This is a genomic window from Microbacterium rhizomatis, assembly GCF_008710745.1.
Lineage (GTDB): Bacteria > Actinomycetota > Actinomycetes > Actinomycetales > Microbacteriaceae > Microbacterium > Microbacterium rhizomatis.
Genome location: NZ_VYSA01000001.1, coordinates 403054 through 418472 on the forward strand (window position 1 = coordinate 403054; position 15419 = coordinate 418472).

The following is a 15419-nucleotide window of genomic DNA, read 5'->3' on the forward strand; positions in this document are numbered from 1 at the left end:
TCGCCGGACGGGCGGGCTCCGCGTCAGCGGCGTGTCAGGCCGTGTCAGCCACGCGTGAGCGATCGGTAAGCGGGGCCGCGGATTCTGTGGTCATGACAACTTCCACTCCCACTGCTGACTGGGCCGTCGAGGCCGAAGGGCTCGTGAAGGTGTTCGGCAAGAACCGCGCGGTCGACGGCGTCGACCTCCAGGTCAGGACCGGCACCATCTACGGCGTTCTCGGACCCAACGGCGCAGGAAAGACCACCGCGATCCGTATGCTCGCGACGCTGCTGCGTCCCGACGGCGGAACCGGGCGCATCTTCGGCCACGATGTCGTGAAGGAGCCGCAGATCGTGCGGCAGCTCATCGGCGTCACGGGTCAGTACGCCTCGGTCGATGAGACGCTTTCGGCGAACGAGAATCTCATGCTTTTCGGCCGGCTGCTCGGGCTCTCTCGCGCCGACGCTCGCCGGAAGGCTGCGGAACTGCTCGACCGGTTCGGCCTCACCGAAGCCGCGCGGCGCCCACTGAAGAACTTCTCCGGCGGCATGCGGCGCCGGCTGGACCTCGCCGCGTCGCTCATCGCCCAGCCGCCCCTGATCTTCCTCGACGAGCCGACCACCGGCCTCGACCCCCGCACGCGCGGCCAGATGTGGGACACGATCCGCGAGCTCGTCGCGACCGGGTCGACCGTGCTCCTGACGACGCAGTATCTCGACGAGGCCGATCAGCTCGCCGATCGCATCGCCGTCATCGACACGGGCAGGGTGGTCGCCGAAGGCACGGCGGACGAACTGAAGGCCTCGATCGGCGAATCGAGCCTGCAGCTGCGGATCAGAGACACCGCAGATCTGGGTGCCGCCGCGAGTGCCATCGAGAGGATGCTCGGAGTGGCCGCCGTCGTGTCGCCCGAGGCCGGACGCCTCACCGCGCCGATGCGCGACGCGGACCGCGTCGCGGATCTGCTGCTGGAGTTCCGCGAGAGGGGTATTCATCTGACCGAACTGAGCGTGCAGAAGCCGACGCTCGACGAGGTGTTCCTCACTCTGACCGGCCACGGGGTGGATGCCGCCGATGCCGCCGAAGACGAGCTCGAAGGGAGCCTCGCATGACCACTCTCACCATCACTCCGGCCTCTGCCCGGTCGCTCAAGAACCATGTCAGTGTCGGACAGTCGATCCAGAACGCGCTGAGCATGGCGGCGCGCGGGCTGATCAAGATGCGCCGGACACCGGAGCAGCTCATCGACGTCACGGTGCAGCCCATCGTCTTCACCGTGATGTTCACGTACATCTTCGGCGGGGCGATCGCGGGGAGCGTGTCGGACTACCTCCTGTTCCTCCTGCCCGGCATCCTCGTGCAGACGGTCATCACCACCTCGGTCGTGACCGGCGTCCAGCTGCGCGAAGACATGGACAAGGGGGTGTTCGACAGATTCCGCTCGCTCCCGATCGCACGGATGGCGCCCCTCGCGGGCGCGCTGCTCGGCGACACCGTCAGGTACGCGCTCGCCACGACGATCACCTTCGCGACCGGGTACGTCATGGGGTACCGCCCGGCGGGGGGTCTCGCGGGCATGCTCGAGGCGGGGTTGCTCGTCATCGTCGCAGCGTGGGCGATCAGCTGGATCTTCGCCTTCTTCGGCGTGATCGCGAGGTCGGCCGCGTCCGTGCAGGGAATCTCGTTCCTGGTCCTGTTCCCGCTCACCTTCCTGTCGAACGCGTTCGTCCCGGCCGACACGCTGCCGCCGGCGCTGAAGTGGTTCGTCGACGTCAACCCGATCTCGCACCTCGTCTCGGCCGCACGCGCTCTGACGGGTGGCCTCGATGCGAGCGGCGACGTGTTGTCCACCCTGATCGGTGCGCTCGTCATCGTCGCGGTGTTCGCTCCTCTCACCGTGCGCGCCTACATGCGGCGCGCGTAGGTCAGCTCTCCGGAAGCGGCCGCTCGGCGATCATCGCGATCGCGCGAGCGGCCGCTTCCTCGCGCGTGAGTGTCGACGCCGCCTCGCGGGCGCTGTGGAGATCCCATCCGCGAGCCTCCAGGTCCTGGATGAACGCATCGACCCGCAGGAGCGGCAGATCGGCCCGGGGCCCCAGGCGCTCTGCCAGAGCCACGAGCTCGGCGGTGCGTGCAGGATCTCCTGTCGCGATGGGGGACTCGCTCGCAGCGATGCCGAGGACGGCGACACCGAGCACGGGCAGATCGATCATCCCGCTGCGGACCGCAGCCAGTTCGAGCGTGAGCGCGCGCAGGACATCGCCGTCGCGCACCCATTCGTCATGGGGGAGGAGTCCGTCGGTCGTGCGCGCCGCGATCGCGCCCCACGCGAGGATGATGAGGCGCCACGGATTGGGGATGCCCATCTCCTGATCGATCGCATGCCGCGCAGCCCGGTACTCCGCGGACGCGAGATCGACCGCCTGCTCGATGCGAGCGAGCTCGGCGAGCCCGAGGTGGGCGACCGCGAGGAACTCCGCTTGCCTCGCGCGGGCGTCGGCGGAATCCTGCAGGCGTTCGAGCACCGCACGCGCTTCGAGGTGGCGGCTCCCGGCGATGAGCACGAGCGCCCGTGTCCACTCGCTGTATGCGGCGCCGATGCGCAAGAGCGCCATGCCCTTCGACGATTCCTCCACCCACTCCATCGCCGACTCGACGGCACCCGCCTGCACCTCGATCGCGGCGAGGCTCCCGGCGCACATCGCCGCGACCCACACGTCGCCGCGCCGACTGGCCAGCTCCCACGCCGCGAGGTAGAACTGACGCGCTGCGGGGGTGTCGCCGCTGTTCTCGGCGATCTGGCCGCTCATGAGGGTCCCGACCAAAGCGGTCGCCGGGTCGTCCGACAGAGCAAGGTCGGCGAGCAGGGCGGGCGCCTGCTCCGGCCGGCGCACGCCGCTCACGACGCGCGCAGCGGCTGCGATCGCCGAGGGAAGCGGCACTTCGGCGCGCAACCACCGAACGAGCCGCGCGCGTGCGCGGAGTGCCACTCGGACGTCGCTCGTGATCCCCGCGGTGACGGCGGCGATGAGCATCCCGATGACTGCGGCCGCGGCGTGGTCGTCGTCGGGAGTCCACCCGGCGGTCACGGCGGTCACCTGTGGCGCGAACGCGGCCACATCGGCGTGACCGTCGGTCACGGTGAGCATGCAGGCGATCAGGGCGAAGATCCCCGAGGTGGCGGAAGGATCAGTGCGTGCGATCGCCGCACGGAGCGCGAACAGGAGGTTCTCCTGGTCGGCCTGCGTACGCGCGATCACCGCGGGCTGGTCGGGCCCGCTCCACCTGCTCAAGAGCGAGCGTGACATCCGGTCGGCCCACTCGATCACCCGCTGGACGGCGTCGTCGATCGAGCCGCGTCGCTCCAGCTCCGCCAGGCCGAATTCGCGCATCGTCTCGAGCATTCGGAACCGGACCATTCCGGTGTCCGGCGAGTCGCGCGCCGACATCAGAGACTGCGTCACCAGCGAATCCAGGACGGAGACGATGTCGATCGAATCACCGAGCACAGCGTGCGCCGTATCACCCGAGAATCCGTCGGGGAAGACGGCGAGCACGCAGAATGCGTCCCTCGCATCCTCGCCGAGGAGATCCCAGCTCCACTCCACGACGGCGCGGAGCGTGCGGTGGCGGTCAGGGGCGTTCCGGCTGCCTGTCGTCAGAAGCGCGAACCTGTCGACGAGTCGCGCCTCGATCTCATCCACCGACATCGTGCGAACCCGCGCGGCGGCCAGTTCGATCGCCAGCGGCAGACCATCGAGGCGCGCGCAGAGGCGTCCGACGATGTCGACCGGGAGGTGCACGTCAGAGCGAGCGGCTCGAGCGCGTTCGATGAACAGGCGAATCGCCGGAGGGATGTCTCCGTCCACCGTGTCGGATCCGAGTGGCTCCAGCGCATAGATGTGCTCACCCGAGATATCGAGAGGGGTGCGAGTCGTGGTGAGAACCCTGAGATCCCCGACTTCCGACAGCAGATCGGCGACCCAGCCCGACGCCGAGTCGATGACGTGCTCGCAATTGTCGATCACGAGCAGCGTCGCTCTGTCGCGCAGCGAGCCGAGGATGCGCGTGCGGTCATCGGGTCGTGCCTCGCCCAGGCGACGGGCGGCGGCGACGTCTCGGACGCCCAGGGCGGATGCGAATGCCAGCGGGACATCCTCCGGCGCGCGGACGCCCGCGAGCTCGACGAACACCACTCGAGGAATCGACACCCCCCGCGCGATCTCGAGCGAGAGCCGCGTCTTGCCGAGCCCTCCCGTTCCGAGGATGGTGACCAGTCGAGCCCTGTTCAGCAGTGCCGTCACCGCCGCGACGTCCGCCTCGCGGCCGATCAGCGCATTCGCCGCCGTCGGCACCGACGAGACTCGGGGCGTCTCGTCGCGATCGATGTCCGCCAGCAGCGCCGCGTTGGCTTCCACCAGCGCCTGCCCGGGAGAGACTCCCAGTTCGTCGCGCAGACGTACCCGCGTGGATGCGAAGAGGGCGAGCGCCTCGGTTCGGCGGCCCGCCGCAGCCAGAGCGTCCATCAACGAGCGCACGCGCTGCTCGTCGAGCGGACGGGCGGCCACCAGCGCATCGAGCACCACCGCCGCCGCCTCCGGCTGCCCTGTGCGCACGAGCGCTTCGGCCTGCAGCGAGAGGAGCTCGTCGCGGAGACTCCCGGCACGTCGTGCGAGGTCTGCGGCGGAAGGTGCCTCGCCGGCATCGGCGCCCGGCTCGCCGGTCCAGAGCGCAAGCGCATGTCCGACGAGTTCGAGCGCCGCACGGTGATCGCCCGCACGGACGTGCGCACGTGCGTCGCGCGCGAGCAGGATTGCCCGACCGAGATCGATATCCGGCTGCGCCAGAGCCAGAGCGTATCCCTGCGCCCGACTCACGATGAGGTCCGGTGGGAGCGACGCCCGCGTCCGAGACACGAGCGTCTGCAACGCCTGGTGGGCTCCGGCGGGGGCGGCGTCTCCCCACACGTCGTCGATGAGCGCGCTCACGGAGACGGCCGTGGCGGAACCCGTCGCCGGAGACGCGGCGAGGGCGATCAGGAGGGCAGGTGCGAGCCGCCCCGAGGGTTCGACGATCGCGCCGTCTGCTCGGCGGACGCGCACGGGACCGAGCACCGCGAGACGCGGCGGGTCGGGCCAGGCGGAATCCACGATGTGAGCCTAGGCGTCTTGCCCTGTGGGATGCGGACCGGCCGGTCACCGGTCTGGGACAATGGTGAGGTGTCCTCCGTCCTGACTTCCGCCGCGCCGCTGCGCATCGGGCCCATCGCGCTGGATGCGCCGGTGGTGCTCGCGCCGATGGCAGGCATCACGAATACGGCGTTTCGACGGCTCTGCCGCGAGTACGGCGCCGGCCTGTACGTGAGCGAGATGATCACGTCGCGCGCGCTCGTCGAGCGCAACGCCACGACGATGCGGCTCATCCGCCATCACGAGTCCGAGACCCCACGCTCGATCCAGCTCTACGGCGTCGACCCGAAGACGATGTCCGAGGCCGTACGGATCCTGGTCGCCGAAGACCACGCCGATCACATCGACCTGAATTTCGGATGCCCGGTCCCCAAGGTCACGCGCAAGGGCGGCGGCGCCGCGCTGCCGTGGAAGCTCGGCCTGTTCCGCGAGATCGTCGAGGGCGCGGTGAAGGCCGCCGGCGAGGTCCCGCTCACCGTGAAGATGCGCAAAGGCATCGACTCCGACCATCTCACCTACCTCGACGCGGGCCGGATCGCAGAGAATGCGGGCGTCGCATCCATCGCGCTGCACGCCCGCACCGCCTCGGAGTTCTACTCGGGAACGGCGGACTGGGCCGCGATCGCTTCTCTCAAGGACGCGGTGACGAGTGTGCCCGTTCTGGGCAACGGCGACATCTGGGCCGCAGAGGACGCGGTGCGCATGATGTCCGAGACCGGTTGCGACGGTGTCGTCGTCGGCCGCGGGTGCCTCGGCCGGCCCTGGCTCTTCGGTGATCTCGCGCGCGCGCTCGGTGGTCCCGGCGCCACGACAGCCGAACCTGTCGACGCCACACTGGGTTTCGTCGCGCGAGCCTTCCGGCGCCACGCCGAGCTCCTGGTCGAGTTCTTCGAGGACGAGGGGCGCGGCTGCCGCGACATCCGCAAGCACGTGGCGTGGTATTTCAAGGGATACCCGGTCGGGGGTGACACCCGTGCCGCTCTGGCGACCGCGTCGACTCTCGACGAGATCGACGAGCTCCTGGACACGCTCGACCTCGACGCGCCGTACCCCGGCGCCGCCGCCGAAGGTCAGCGGGGCCGCGCAGGTACCCCGAAGCGTCCCGCGCTTCCGGACGGGTGGCTCGCGTCGCGCGAGCTCGGCGCCGAAGCATCCGTCGCCCTCGCGGATGCGGAACTGGACCACAGTGGCGGTTGAGTCCTTCGCGGCGGTCGGGGTCTCTCAAGGCCGGCCGTCCGGCTACGACGAGATCGACGCCGCCCGCTTCCACCCCGAGCGCCATCGCTCCCAGCGCGACGATTTCGCGCGCGATCGCGCCCGCGTGCTGCACTCGGCCGCGCTGCGCCGCCTGGCCGCCAAGACCCAGGTGCTCAGTCCCGCGAGTCCCGCTGATTTCGCTCGCAACCGTCTCACCCACTCGCTCGAGGTCGCGCAGGTGGGCCGCGAACTCGCCACGACGCTGCGTCTGTCTCCCGATGTCGTCGACACGGCGTGTCTGAGTCACGACCTCGGTCACCCGCCCTTCGGACACAACGGCGAACGAGCGCTGAACGACTGGGCGGAGGGCATCGGCGGTTTCGAGGGCAACGCCCAGACCCTGCGCATCCTCACCCGACTCGAGCCCAAGGTGGTCGACGAGGAGGGGCTGAGCTTCGGGCTCAACCTCACGAGGGCGAGCCTGGACGCGACCTGCAAGTATCCGTGGACGTCGGAGCATCCCGTTCCCGATCCGAGCGGCCGGCTCAAGTTCGGTGTCTACTCCGACGACGAGCCCGTCTTCCGATGGATGCGCGAAGGCGCTCCCGGTCGGGTCCGGTGCATCGAAGCGGAGGTCATGGACCTCTCGGATGACATCGCCTACTCCGTGCACGACTTCGAAGACGCGATCGTCAACGGCTACCTCGACCCGCGCCGGCTGTCGGATGTCAGGGAGCATTCCGCGCTCCTCAGCGCGATCCAGACGTGGGTGGGGTACGACTTCACCCGCGATGACCTCGCCGACGCGTTCTACCGGCTGATCCGGATGCCGGAATGGATCCGCGCCTTCGACGGCAGCCGCTCCTCCCTGGCGATACTGAAGAATCTGACATCCGACCTCATCGGCAGGTTCGCACGTGCCGCCACCGCGGCCACCCGTGAGGCCTACGACACCCCGACGCTCACGCGCTATCGAGGCCAGGTGGTCGTGCCTCACGTGATCGCCGCCGAGATGGCGGTGCTCAAGGGCACGATCGGCGCGTTCGTCGTGTCGATCGAGGGGCGAAAGTCGCTCTACAAAGAGCAGCGGCGCGTTCTCAAGCGGCTCGCCAACGCGCTGTGGGAGGCGCCTGAACATCTCGACGTCGTGCATACCGCGGATTTCACGGCAGCCGATTCGGATGCCGCACGCCGACGTGTCATCGTCGATCAGGTCGCAAGCCTCACCGACCGCTCTGCGATCTCGTGGCATGGGCGCCTCGTCGGCGACCTCGATGTCGCCGAACTCGGGGTGTGGGTGCCGGGCGTCCGGCCCATCCCGCCGAGCACATACGCGCTGCCGGAACCGCTGGACGGCTTCTGATGCCGCGGATCCTGCAGGCGGACGTCGACGAAGTGAAGTCGCGCACGAACATCGCCGACATCATCGGGGAGCGGGTGGCGCTCAAGAGCGCAGGCGTCGGCTCGCTCAAGGGTCTCTGCCCGTTCCACGACGAGCGCAGCCCGAGCTTCACCGTGCGCCCGCAGGTCGGCTTCTACCACTGCTTCGGCTGCGGCGAATCCGGCGACGTGTACTCGTTCCTGCGCAATCTCGATCACCTCTCCTTCACGGAGGCGGTCGAGCGACTGGCCGCCCGCATCGGTTTCACGCTGCACTACGAGGATGGGGGCCCGGCGCCCGAGACGGCGGGGCGGACGCGGCTGTATGCGGCGAACGCGGCGGCTGCCGAGCACTTCCGCGCGCAGCTGCTCGCCCCCGACGCGGATGCCGCCCGCCGCTTCCTGGGCGAGCGCGGGTTCGATGCCGGTGCCGCGGCGCACTTCGGCGTGGGGTACGCGCCGAAAGGCTGGTCCGGGCTCATGGACGCCCTGATCGGCCAGGGATTCACGAGGGAGGAGCTGACCACGGCAGGCCTCGTGTCCCAGGGGCAGCGGGGCGTGTACGACCGCTTCCGCGGACGGCTCGTGTGGCCGATCCGCGACGTCACCGGCCAGGTTCTCGGGTTCGGCGCGCGACGGCTCTACGACGACGACAACGGCCCGAAGTATCTCAACACGCCCGAGACCCCGATCTACAAGAAGGCGCAGGTGCTCTACGGGCTCGACCTCGCCAAGCGCGAGATCTCGCGCGAGCACAGGGTCGTCGTGGTAGAGGGGTACACCGACGTGATGGCGTGCCACCTGGCCGGGGTCACGACGGCGATCGCGACGTGCGGCACAGCCTTCGGATCCGACCACATCACCGTGCTCCGACGAGTCATGGGCGATGACACCGCCGCGGGGGAGGTGATCTTCACGTTCGACCCGGACGCTGCGGGGCAGAAGGCGGCGCTGCGCGCGTTCGCCGACGAGAAGCGCTTCGCCGCGCAGACCTACGTCGCCGTCGCCCCCGGTGGACTCGACCCGTGCGACCTGCGCCTGCACCGCGGCGACGGCGCCGTGCGAGCTCTCATGGACGCCAAAGCCCCCATGTTCGAGTTCGTCATCGACCAGCGCCTGGCCGGGTTCGACCTCGCCACCGTCGAGGGGCGGGCGGGAGCCTTGCGCGCCGCCGCACCCATCGTCGCCGATATCCGCGATCCGGCGTTGCGACCCGGCTACACCCGGGTGCTCGCCCGCCGGCTCGGCCTGGACCTGCCCGAGGTCGAGCGCGCCGTTGAGCGTGCCGCGCGCACCGGCTCGACCTCGACCTCGCCCTCGACGCCGCGAGGGGCGGCCGGCGCGCCCAGCGCGTCCGAGGGAACGACCGATCCCGCGTTGCGCGTCACGATCGCATCGCTTCCCCGTTCGGCCGACATCGAGCGTCAGACGCTGATGGGGTTCCTTCAATTCGGCCATCGATTGGATGCCGAGCTCGTCGCGCGCGCGCTCGCGCTCCCCTTCCAGCATCCGGCGCTCGAGGCCGTCCGCCAGAGTTTGGTCGGGGCCGACATGTCGCGCGCGGGGTGGGCCGTCGAAGCCGTCACGTCGGTGCGGGAGCCGTACCGGACGCTGGCGGCCGAACTGCTCACGGGGGAGTTCCCGGCGCGCGACGATGCCCATGCGGTGGCGTCTGCGACCGATCTCGCGCGACGTATCGTCGCTCGAGGGCTCGATCGTGAGAAGGCCGAGCTGCGGGGGGCGATCCAGCGCGTGTCGCCGGATTCCGCAGAGGGACGCGCCCTCAACGTGCGGCTGCGCGACCTCGAGACCGAGCGGCGCCGGTTCGTCGGCGACGTGTAGCGCTGGCGCGCGCGCCGCACACACGGCAGGATGAGGGAATGCCGAACCGACCGGACGATGCCGTCGCGATCCGCTGCATCGATCTCTCGGTCGCCCGTGCGTCAGCGCGGTCCGGCGGCAGCTCACGCGTTGTGGACGGTGTCTCGTTCGATCTGCTGCGCGCCGCGTCGCTCGCCGTGATGGGCCCGACAGGAGCCGGCAAGTCCAGCCTCGCTGCGGTGCTCGCCGGTGCGGACGAGACCGGCTTGGCTGTCGTCGGCGGCACGGCCGAGGTGGAGGGCATCGCTGTCCGGCGGCCCGGTCGGGCCCACCGCACGCTGACATACGTCGTGGGCTACATGCCCCAGGGCGCCGGAGCGCGGTTGCCCGCTCGGCTGACCGTCGCCGAGGTGATCGCCGAGCCGATCACGAGCCGCGACCGCCGAGTGAACGCCCGGGCTCTGGCCGTGCGCGTGGCGACTTTGCTCGACGAGCTGCAGCTGCCCCTCGGGGCTTCGGCCAAGTATCCGTATGAACTCAGCGCCGGCATGCGACAGCGGGTCGCCCTCGCCCGCGCGCTCGTGCTCCAGCCGCGCATTCTGATCGCCGACGAACCGTTCGCGAACCTTGACGTCGAAGTACGGCAGGCTGCGCGGGATGCGATCATCCGGCGTCGCGAGGCGCACGCCATGTCGTCTCTCGTCGTGACGAATGAGCCCGATGTCGCGAACGATCTCAGCGCGGCGGTCCTCGTGATCCGGGGCGGTCACGCGATCGCGTACGGTTCGGGTCCGGATGATCTGCTGTGGACGCCGAGTGTCGCGCCGGAACATCGCATGATGGCTTCCTGATCTCGAACCGACGCCGCCGCGATTCACGAGCACGCCCGCCGGTTTGCTAAGCTATTCGAGTTGCCCGCGCAGGCGGGCGCATTCCTCGGTAGCTCAATTGGCAGAGCAGCCGGCTGTTAACCGGCAGGTTCTTGGTTCGAGTCCAAGCCGGGGAGCGAACGGCCCCGGACTCCACTCCGGGGCCGTTCTTCATTTGACTGCCGGTTCTGCTCAGGCGTCGATGTCGTCGACACCGGGAGTCCACGATGACCCTGGCCGACCCCATCCGCGTTTGCGGGCGATCTTCTGCACGGTCTTCCAGTCGCTGTCATCGAGGCGATCGATGTAGATCACGCCATCGAGATGGTCGAATTCGTGCTGCAGGATCCTTGCTCGCCAACCGTCGACCTCGATGCGCACCTCGGCGCCGTCGAGATCGGTTCCGGTGACGACGGCCCGCTCCGAGCGCCTGAGCGGGAACCGCTCGCCGGGAAACGACAGGCACCCCTCCGACTCGTCGTCGGGGTCTGGAGCGCCCGGCACGAGCGGGTGCATCCAGAGCTCGGGGTTGATCACGACGCCGCGCCAGGGGAGTCCCTCATCGTCGTTGTAGCTGTAGGTGAAGATGCGGAGTCCCACTCCCACCTGCGGTGCGGCCAGGCCGACGCCGGGGGCGGCATCCATCGTCTCGAACATGTCGGCGACAAGCTGACGAATCTCGTCCGTCACCTCCTCCACCGCGGCAGCGGGAGCGTGCAGGACAGGGTCACCAACGATGCGAATCGGCAGAACGGCCACGCCTTGAGCCTAGCGAGGCATCCGTGCGATTAGGGTCGAGGGGTGCCCCTTGCCGGAGCTTCGCTCAACGATGTCACCGATCATCTGGTCGGCGTCTTTCGCGACCCTGCGATCCTGATCGGCATCCCTCTGGCCCTCCTCGGGGCGGTGTTCATGTCGGTAGGGGCGCAGTACCAGCACCGCGGTGTCATGAAGGTCGAGCGGCTGTCGAAGCAGGCCGGTACCTCAGGCTTGACCGGCGGTCAGCTGCTGGCCCTTCTCAAGCGACCGTCCTGGGTGATCGGCACGGTGCTGCTCGGCCTCGCGATCGTCTGCCAGCTCAGCGCGCTCGCCTTCGCGCCTCTCATCCTCGTCCAGCCGTTGGGCGTGATCGCGCTGGTCATCACCACGCTGCTGAACGCTCGCGTTTCGGGCGTCAGACCTACGCGGCGCTCGATCGTGGCCATCGCGGCGTGCGTGGGCGGCATCTTCATCTTCGTCACGATCGCTGCGCTGTTCGCAGAGGAGCACCCGATCACGCAGGAGCAGCTCATCACCATCCTGCTCATCCTGGCCGTGGTCATCGTGATCTTCGCCGGTCTCTGGATCTGGCTGCGCAAGCGGACGCAGGCCCTGTTCTACATCATGGCGGCCGGCGTCATCTACGGATTCGTCGCGACGCTGGCCAAGGTCGTCATCAAGCGGATTCAAGCCGGCGACTTCGAGTGGCTCACGCTGACGTGTCTCGTCGCCCTGCTGGCGGCGGTCGCTGTCGGCGCCTACTTCGTGCAGACGGCGTACTCCGCCGGGCCGCCGGACCTCGTGATCGCCGGCCTCACTGTCGTCGACCCGATCGTCGCCGTGCTGATCGGCCTCCTCGTACTGGGCGAGGCGTCAGGCGCGCCGCTGTGGGCATACCTCGGGTTCGTGGCAGCCGGCGCCCTCGCCGTCTGGGGCGTCGTCCAGCTGGCGCGCTTCCATCCGCAGGTCGTGGCCAGCCACAGCCAGGAGGTGCCGATCGGCCGGGGGAGTGACAGGACCTCCGAGACTGCGCAGAGGCCGGGTGAGGCTCGGGTGAACGAGGTCGTCGCGAAGGTCTGGCGTGGCCCGGAAGCAGACGATCCGCCGCGCCGGGGCTGAGCCACTGTCGCGTCACCGGTAGGCTCGAAGGTCGAGGGGCGGTGGCCAAGCTGGTTAAGGCAGCGGGCTCATAACCCGACGACCGCGGGTTCAAGTCCCGCCCGCCCTACCGAGTCAGTTCATCGCCGCGCCGATGTACGAGTACTTGACGAAGACCTCCGGCGCGATGCCGGCCTCGTCCAGCACTCCCTGTACGGCGGTCAGCATGTACTTCGAGTCCCAGCCCATGTAGAGGTAGTGCTCGTCATCGATCACGTCCCACTGCCCGCCCCACGCACGTGCAGGGAAGATCGGCCCGCCGTGACGAGCGCTGAAGGTCACCACGGCATCGCGTGAGTCGGACCAGAGGCGCTTGAAGATGCGATTGAACAAGTACCGCACATCGTGCACCTCCCAGTGCTCACCGCGATACTCGACGTACTCCCACTCTCGCTCCCACCCCGGCGGCCAGCCGCGGCGTCGCTTCGCGTCGAGTACAGGCGTCAGTCCGTCGTCGTCGATCAGGATCGTCTCGGGGCGGCGCCAGATCTCCAGAATCCGGCCGGTGAGCTCCGCGGTCCGTGCGCTGATCATGGTGGTGCCCCAGGCGGATGCTGCGCCCACCGCCCTGGTGAGGTCGATGCCGCTGCGGGCATATACCGAGCGTTTGTCGGGGAACGACGCGCCGAAGACGCGCTCGGCCAGGTGCTGCTCGAGGAGTGCCAGGTTGCCGAGGGACGCGGCGAGGGCGCGATGGCTGTTCTGCTCATCCTCGGTGAATTCCGACCACGTGCGCACACCGTCGCCGGTCCAGTCGTCGCCGGGTGCGAGGGGGAAGATGTACTCCACCTCCAGGCCGTCGAGGGGATCGACGCCCGAAAGGCGGCCGAGCACATACGAGGCGTAAGGGAGATCGCTGTACTTCAGCGCGACGCGCACGCGCTCGTCGGAGGGCATGATCCTGGAGATGGCGTGCGTCAAGCTCTCCGGCCCGGTCTCACGGGCACGACAGAGCCGGGCCACGAGTCTGTCGTTCCCGATCCCGACGATCGTCCTGCGCAGCAGGAGCGCCTGCACATTCTCGAGCAGCTCGATGGTGGGGGTGCGATCGGCCTGGCCGGTGAGGAAATCGTTGTACGCCCTCATCACCAGCGGGTACATTCCCCGTCCGAAGGTGTTGGCGTATCCGAGCTGCCGCGAGATCTCCGCGTCGGGCTCCTGAGCCGGATCGAGGAGAACCCGGTAGACCTCCGCGTACGCGCGCCATTCGGCGGCGCGGTCACGCAGACTCGCGACGTCCAGTCGCGGGAAGCGCTGTCGGAAGGCGTCGTACACCCCTCGCTCGCCCGCGACCGTGACTTCGCGCCCGGACGTCATGATGAGGAAGTGGCGCCAGAAACTTCCGATCTGCTCGCCCGTCGCCCGTTCGATCGGCAGCCAGTACTGCTCTTCGATCTCGGTCTGCTCCGTGTGTGACAGCCCCATGAGGATGTAGTTGTGGATCAGCTCGTGATCGCGCAGCGGCTCACCTGTGGAGTTCAGGCTCTCGAAGATCTGCTGCGCGTTCGCGCCCGCACCGAGGGTGATCGACACGTGCTCGAGCTTCTGGATGCCGCGCCAGATCGTCGGCGCCTCGTCGGGCGCCACCTGGCTTCGGAAGAATGCGTAGTTGTCGTCGAACCGCGACTCGCGCTGTGCATCTTCGGGGGAGCGGCGGTCGAGGACGACGCTCTCGAACACGTCTGCCCATTCGCGGTGCGGTCGCAGCTTGGTGTGAGAGGGATCGGACGCGGACACCAGGACGCGTTGCAGTTCTGCGGCCAGCTCCGGATCGGAATCGCCGATCGAGTGGTGCAGCGCGGCGACGAGGAGCATGAGCGTGGTGATCCGCTGCTGACCATCGATCAGAACGAGCTCTGAGACTCCCGCGCCTGCAGTCTGGGTGGAGAGGATCGATCCGATGAAGTGCATGGTGCGTTCATCGCCGTCGGCGACGGCGCGGACGTCGGCGAGCAGCTGTTCGCAACCGCCGATGTCCCAGCGATACTGGCGCTGGTAGACGGGGACCATGATCGTGGTCTCGGCGGATGACAGCCAGGCGATGGTGTTCACCGCGACGGCATCGACGTTGGTCGCACTTCCCATGATCTCGTCTCACTCGGGTCCTCCTGCAAGCCTCTCGGCGCGCACTCACCTACCCTATGCGGGCCGACGCGGGTGCCGATTATTCACGGTCGAGCCCTCGGGGGCCGCGCAGACCCCGGATGTAGGCTTGCCTAAGTTGGGCCTGTTAAAACGTGCTGGCCCCCGACGAAAGGCCGATCCACCTCATGGGTTACATCAAGTCCGCCGCTCTCGAAGAGACCGGCTATGTCGTCCTCGACCGCTACAACCAGGAGCTCGATCCGAAGGAGTGGCTCGACATCGAGTACAACGACTGGAAGTCCTCCGGCGACACGCGCTTCGCGCCGCTCGCCAGCGCTTTCGGCGACATCGAGTGCAATGGCTTCTGGAACCACAAGCCGCCGCGCACCGACAAGGACGGCGTCTGGATCGAGTCGCAGACCGAGAAGGCTCCGAATCTCACGCGCCGCGCGCAGGAGCCGGGTGCCAACGTCGGTCGGTGCCGTGTCATCGAGCTGCAGCCGACCCCGTACGGGGAATGCCTCTACAACCTGCACCAGGACGACAACAACCGCCTGAACCCTGACGGGACGGGCTGGGTCGTCCGCGGCTTCTTCAACCTCACGGACGACACCGAGAGCTATTTCGTGCTCCGCGAGAACCGCACCGATCCCCAGGGCGAGACGCGCATCGCCCTGCCCGCCGGCGCCCAGCTGATCATCGACACCCAGCGTCTCTGGCACGCGGCGACCCACAACGGCACCGACCCCCGATACTGCCTCATCACGTCGTGGACGTCCGGTCCGGAACTCGATGCGTACATCGAGAAGTATCACGGCGTGAACCACGTCGACAGCGTCGAGGTCGCACAGGACGTGCTGGATGCCGGCTACGCCGAGCAGGCCAGGAAGGATGCGGCGCGCGCGGCGTACTACGCAGCCAAGGGCCAGGCCGAAGTCCGCGCCATGAGCGAGGCGTGATCGTTCCGGCGTAACGCGGA

General features: G+C 68.7%; 11 protein-coding genes and 2 tRNA genes. 10 read left to right on the forward strand and 3 right to left on the reverse strand.

Going from position 1 to position 15419, the window contains the following annotated elements; translation table 11 throughout:
• Window positions 1–92: 92 nt before the first annotated feature.
• Together F6B43_RS01965 and F6B43_RS01970 are read left to right on the forward strand one after the other, a co-directional pair.
• Window positions 93–1094 (forward strand): ATP-binding cassette domain-containing protein, encoded by a 1002-nt coding sequence (locus F6B43_RS01965; protein WP_150447251.1) that lies wholly within the window; start codon window positions 93–95, stop codon window positions 1092–1094.
• On the forward strand, window positions 1091–1906 hold the full coding sequence (locus F6B43_RS01970) for an ABC transporter permease (RefSeq protein ID WP_150447252.1): 816 nt from the start codon (window positions 1091–1093) through the stop codon (window positions 1904–1906). The genes F6B43_RS01965 and F6B43_RS01970 overlap by 4 nt, the downstream gene beginning before the upstream one ends.
• A gap of 1 nt (window position 1907) precedes the next feature.
• Here F6B43_RS01970 and F6B43_RS01975 read toward each other — a convergent pair whose 3' ends face one another.
• Window positions 1908–5132 carry an ATP-binding protein gene (locus F6B43_RS01975; RefSeq protein WP_170285533.1) on the reverse strand — a complete coding sequence of 1075 codons (3225 nt, stop codon included), beginning with the start codon at window positions 5130–5132 and terminating at the stop codon, window positions 1908–1910.
• Between the two features lie 30 nt (window positions 5133–5162).
• Between F6B43_RS01975 and dusB the strand changes: the two genes are divergently transcribed.
• The 5 genes from dusB (at window position 5163) to F6B43_RS02000 (ending at window position 10575) form a co-directional block, all read left to right on the forward strand.
• Window positions 5163–6368, forward strand: coding sequence for a tRNA dihydrouridine synthase DusB (gene dusB, locus F6B43_RS01980; protein ID WP_150447254.1), 1206 nt, complete (start codon window positions 5163–5165; stop codon window positions 6366–6368).
• The gene (locus F6B43_RS01985) at window positions 6358–7731 is read left to right on the forward strand and encodes a deoxyguanosinetriphosphate triphosphohydrolase (protein WP_246159749.1); all 1374 of its coding nucleotides are present in this window, start codon (window positions 6358–6360) and stop codon (window positions 7729–7731) included. Before dusB ends, F6B43_RS01985 begins: the two co-directional genes overlap by 11 nt.
• Window positions 7731–9590, forward strand: a complete 1860-nt coding sequence (gene dnaG / locus F6B43_RS01990) for a DNA primase (protein ID WP_150447256.1) — start codon at window positions 7731–7733, stop codon at window positions 9588–9590. The genes F6B43_RS01985 and dnaG overlap by 1 nt, the downstream gene beginning before the upstream one ends.
• A 38-nt stretch (window positions 9591–9628) precedes the next feature.
• On the forward strand, window positions 9629–10420 hold the full coding sequence (locus tag F6B43_RS01995; RefSeq protein ID WP_150447257.1) for an ATP-binding cassette domain-containing protein: 792 nt from the start codon (window positions 9629–9631) through the stop codon (window positions 10418–10420).
• Between the two features lie 82 nt (window positions 10421–10502).
• Window positions 10503–10575 (forward strand) — tRNA-Asn (locus F6B43_RS02000).
• A gap of 55 nt (window positions 10576–10630) precedes the next feature.
• On the opposite strand, the gene def is transcribed toward F6B43_RS02000, so the two are convergent.
• Window positions 10631–11197, reverse strand: coding sequence for a peptide deformylase (def, locus tag F6B43_RS02005; RefSeq protein WP_150447258.1), 567 nt, complete (start codon window positions 11195–11197; stop codon window positions 10631–10633).
• A 42-nt stretch (window positions 11198–11239) separates the two neighbouring features.
• Here def and F6B43_RS02010 point away from each other — a divergent pair, with 42 nt between their 5' ends.
• The gene (locus F6B43_RS02010) at window positions 11240–12316 is read left to right on the forward strand and encodes a DMT family transporter (protein WP_150447259.1); all 1077 of its coding nucleotides are present in this window, start codon (window positions 11240–11242) and stop codon (window positions 12314–12316) included.
• A 35-nt stretch (window positions 12317–12351) separates the two neighbouring features.
• Window positions 12352–12425: transfer RNA gene (locus F6B43_RS02015), tRNA-Ile, on the forward strand.
• Window positions 12426–12430: 5 nt separating this feature from the next.
• On the opposite strand, the gene F6B43_RS02020 is transcribed toward F6B43_RS02015, so the two are convergent.
• The gene (locus F6B43_RS02020; protein ID WP_150447260.1) at window positions 12431–14440 is read right to left on the reverse strand and encodes a DUF262 domain-containing protein; all 2010 of its coding nucleotides are present in this window, start codon (window positions 14438–14440) and stop codon (window positions 12431–12433) included.
• A gap of 185 nt (window positions 14441–14625) precedes the next feature.
• Between F6B43_RS02020 and F6B43_RS02025 the strand changes: the two genes are divergently transcribed.
• Window positions 14626–15399: a hypothetical protein gene (locus tag F6B43_RS02025; RefSeq protein WP_150448361.1), complete on the forward strand. Its 774-nt coding sequence runs from the start codon at window positions 14626–14628 to the stop codon at window positions 15397–15399.
• The last annotated feature ends 20 nt before the right edge of the window (window positions 15400–15419 follow it).

Bases quoted from the DNA above. Each gene is read 5' to 3' on its own strand.
- F6B43_RS02020 (WP_150447260.1), bottom strand. From the start codon at position 14,440: ATGGGAAGTGCGACCAACGTCGATGCCGTCGCGGTGAACACCATCGCC.
- F6B43_RS01995 (WP_150447257.1), top strand. From the start codon at position 9,629: ATGCCGAACCGACCGGACGATGCCGTCGCGATCCGCTGCATCGATCTC.
- F6B43_RS01965 (WP_150447251.1), top strand. From the start codon at position 93: ATGACAACTTCCACTCCCACTGCTGACTGGGCCGTCGAGGCCGAAGGG.
- dnaG (WP_150447256.1), top strand. From the start codon at position 7,731: ATGCCGCGGATCCTGCAGGCGGACGTCGACGAAGTGAAGTCGCGCACG.
- F6B43_RS02025 (WP_150448361.1), top strand. From the start codon at position 14,626: ATGGGTTACATCAAGTCCGCCGCTCTCGAAGAGACCGGCTATGTCGTC.
- dusB (WP_150447254.1), top strand. From the start codon at position 5,163: ATGCGGACCGGCCGGTCACCGGTCTGGGACAATGGTGAGGTGTCCTCC.
- F6B43_RS01970 (WP_150447252.1), top strand. From the start codon at position 1,091: ATGACCACTCTCACCATCACTCCGGCCTCTGCCCGGTCGCTCAAGAAC.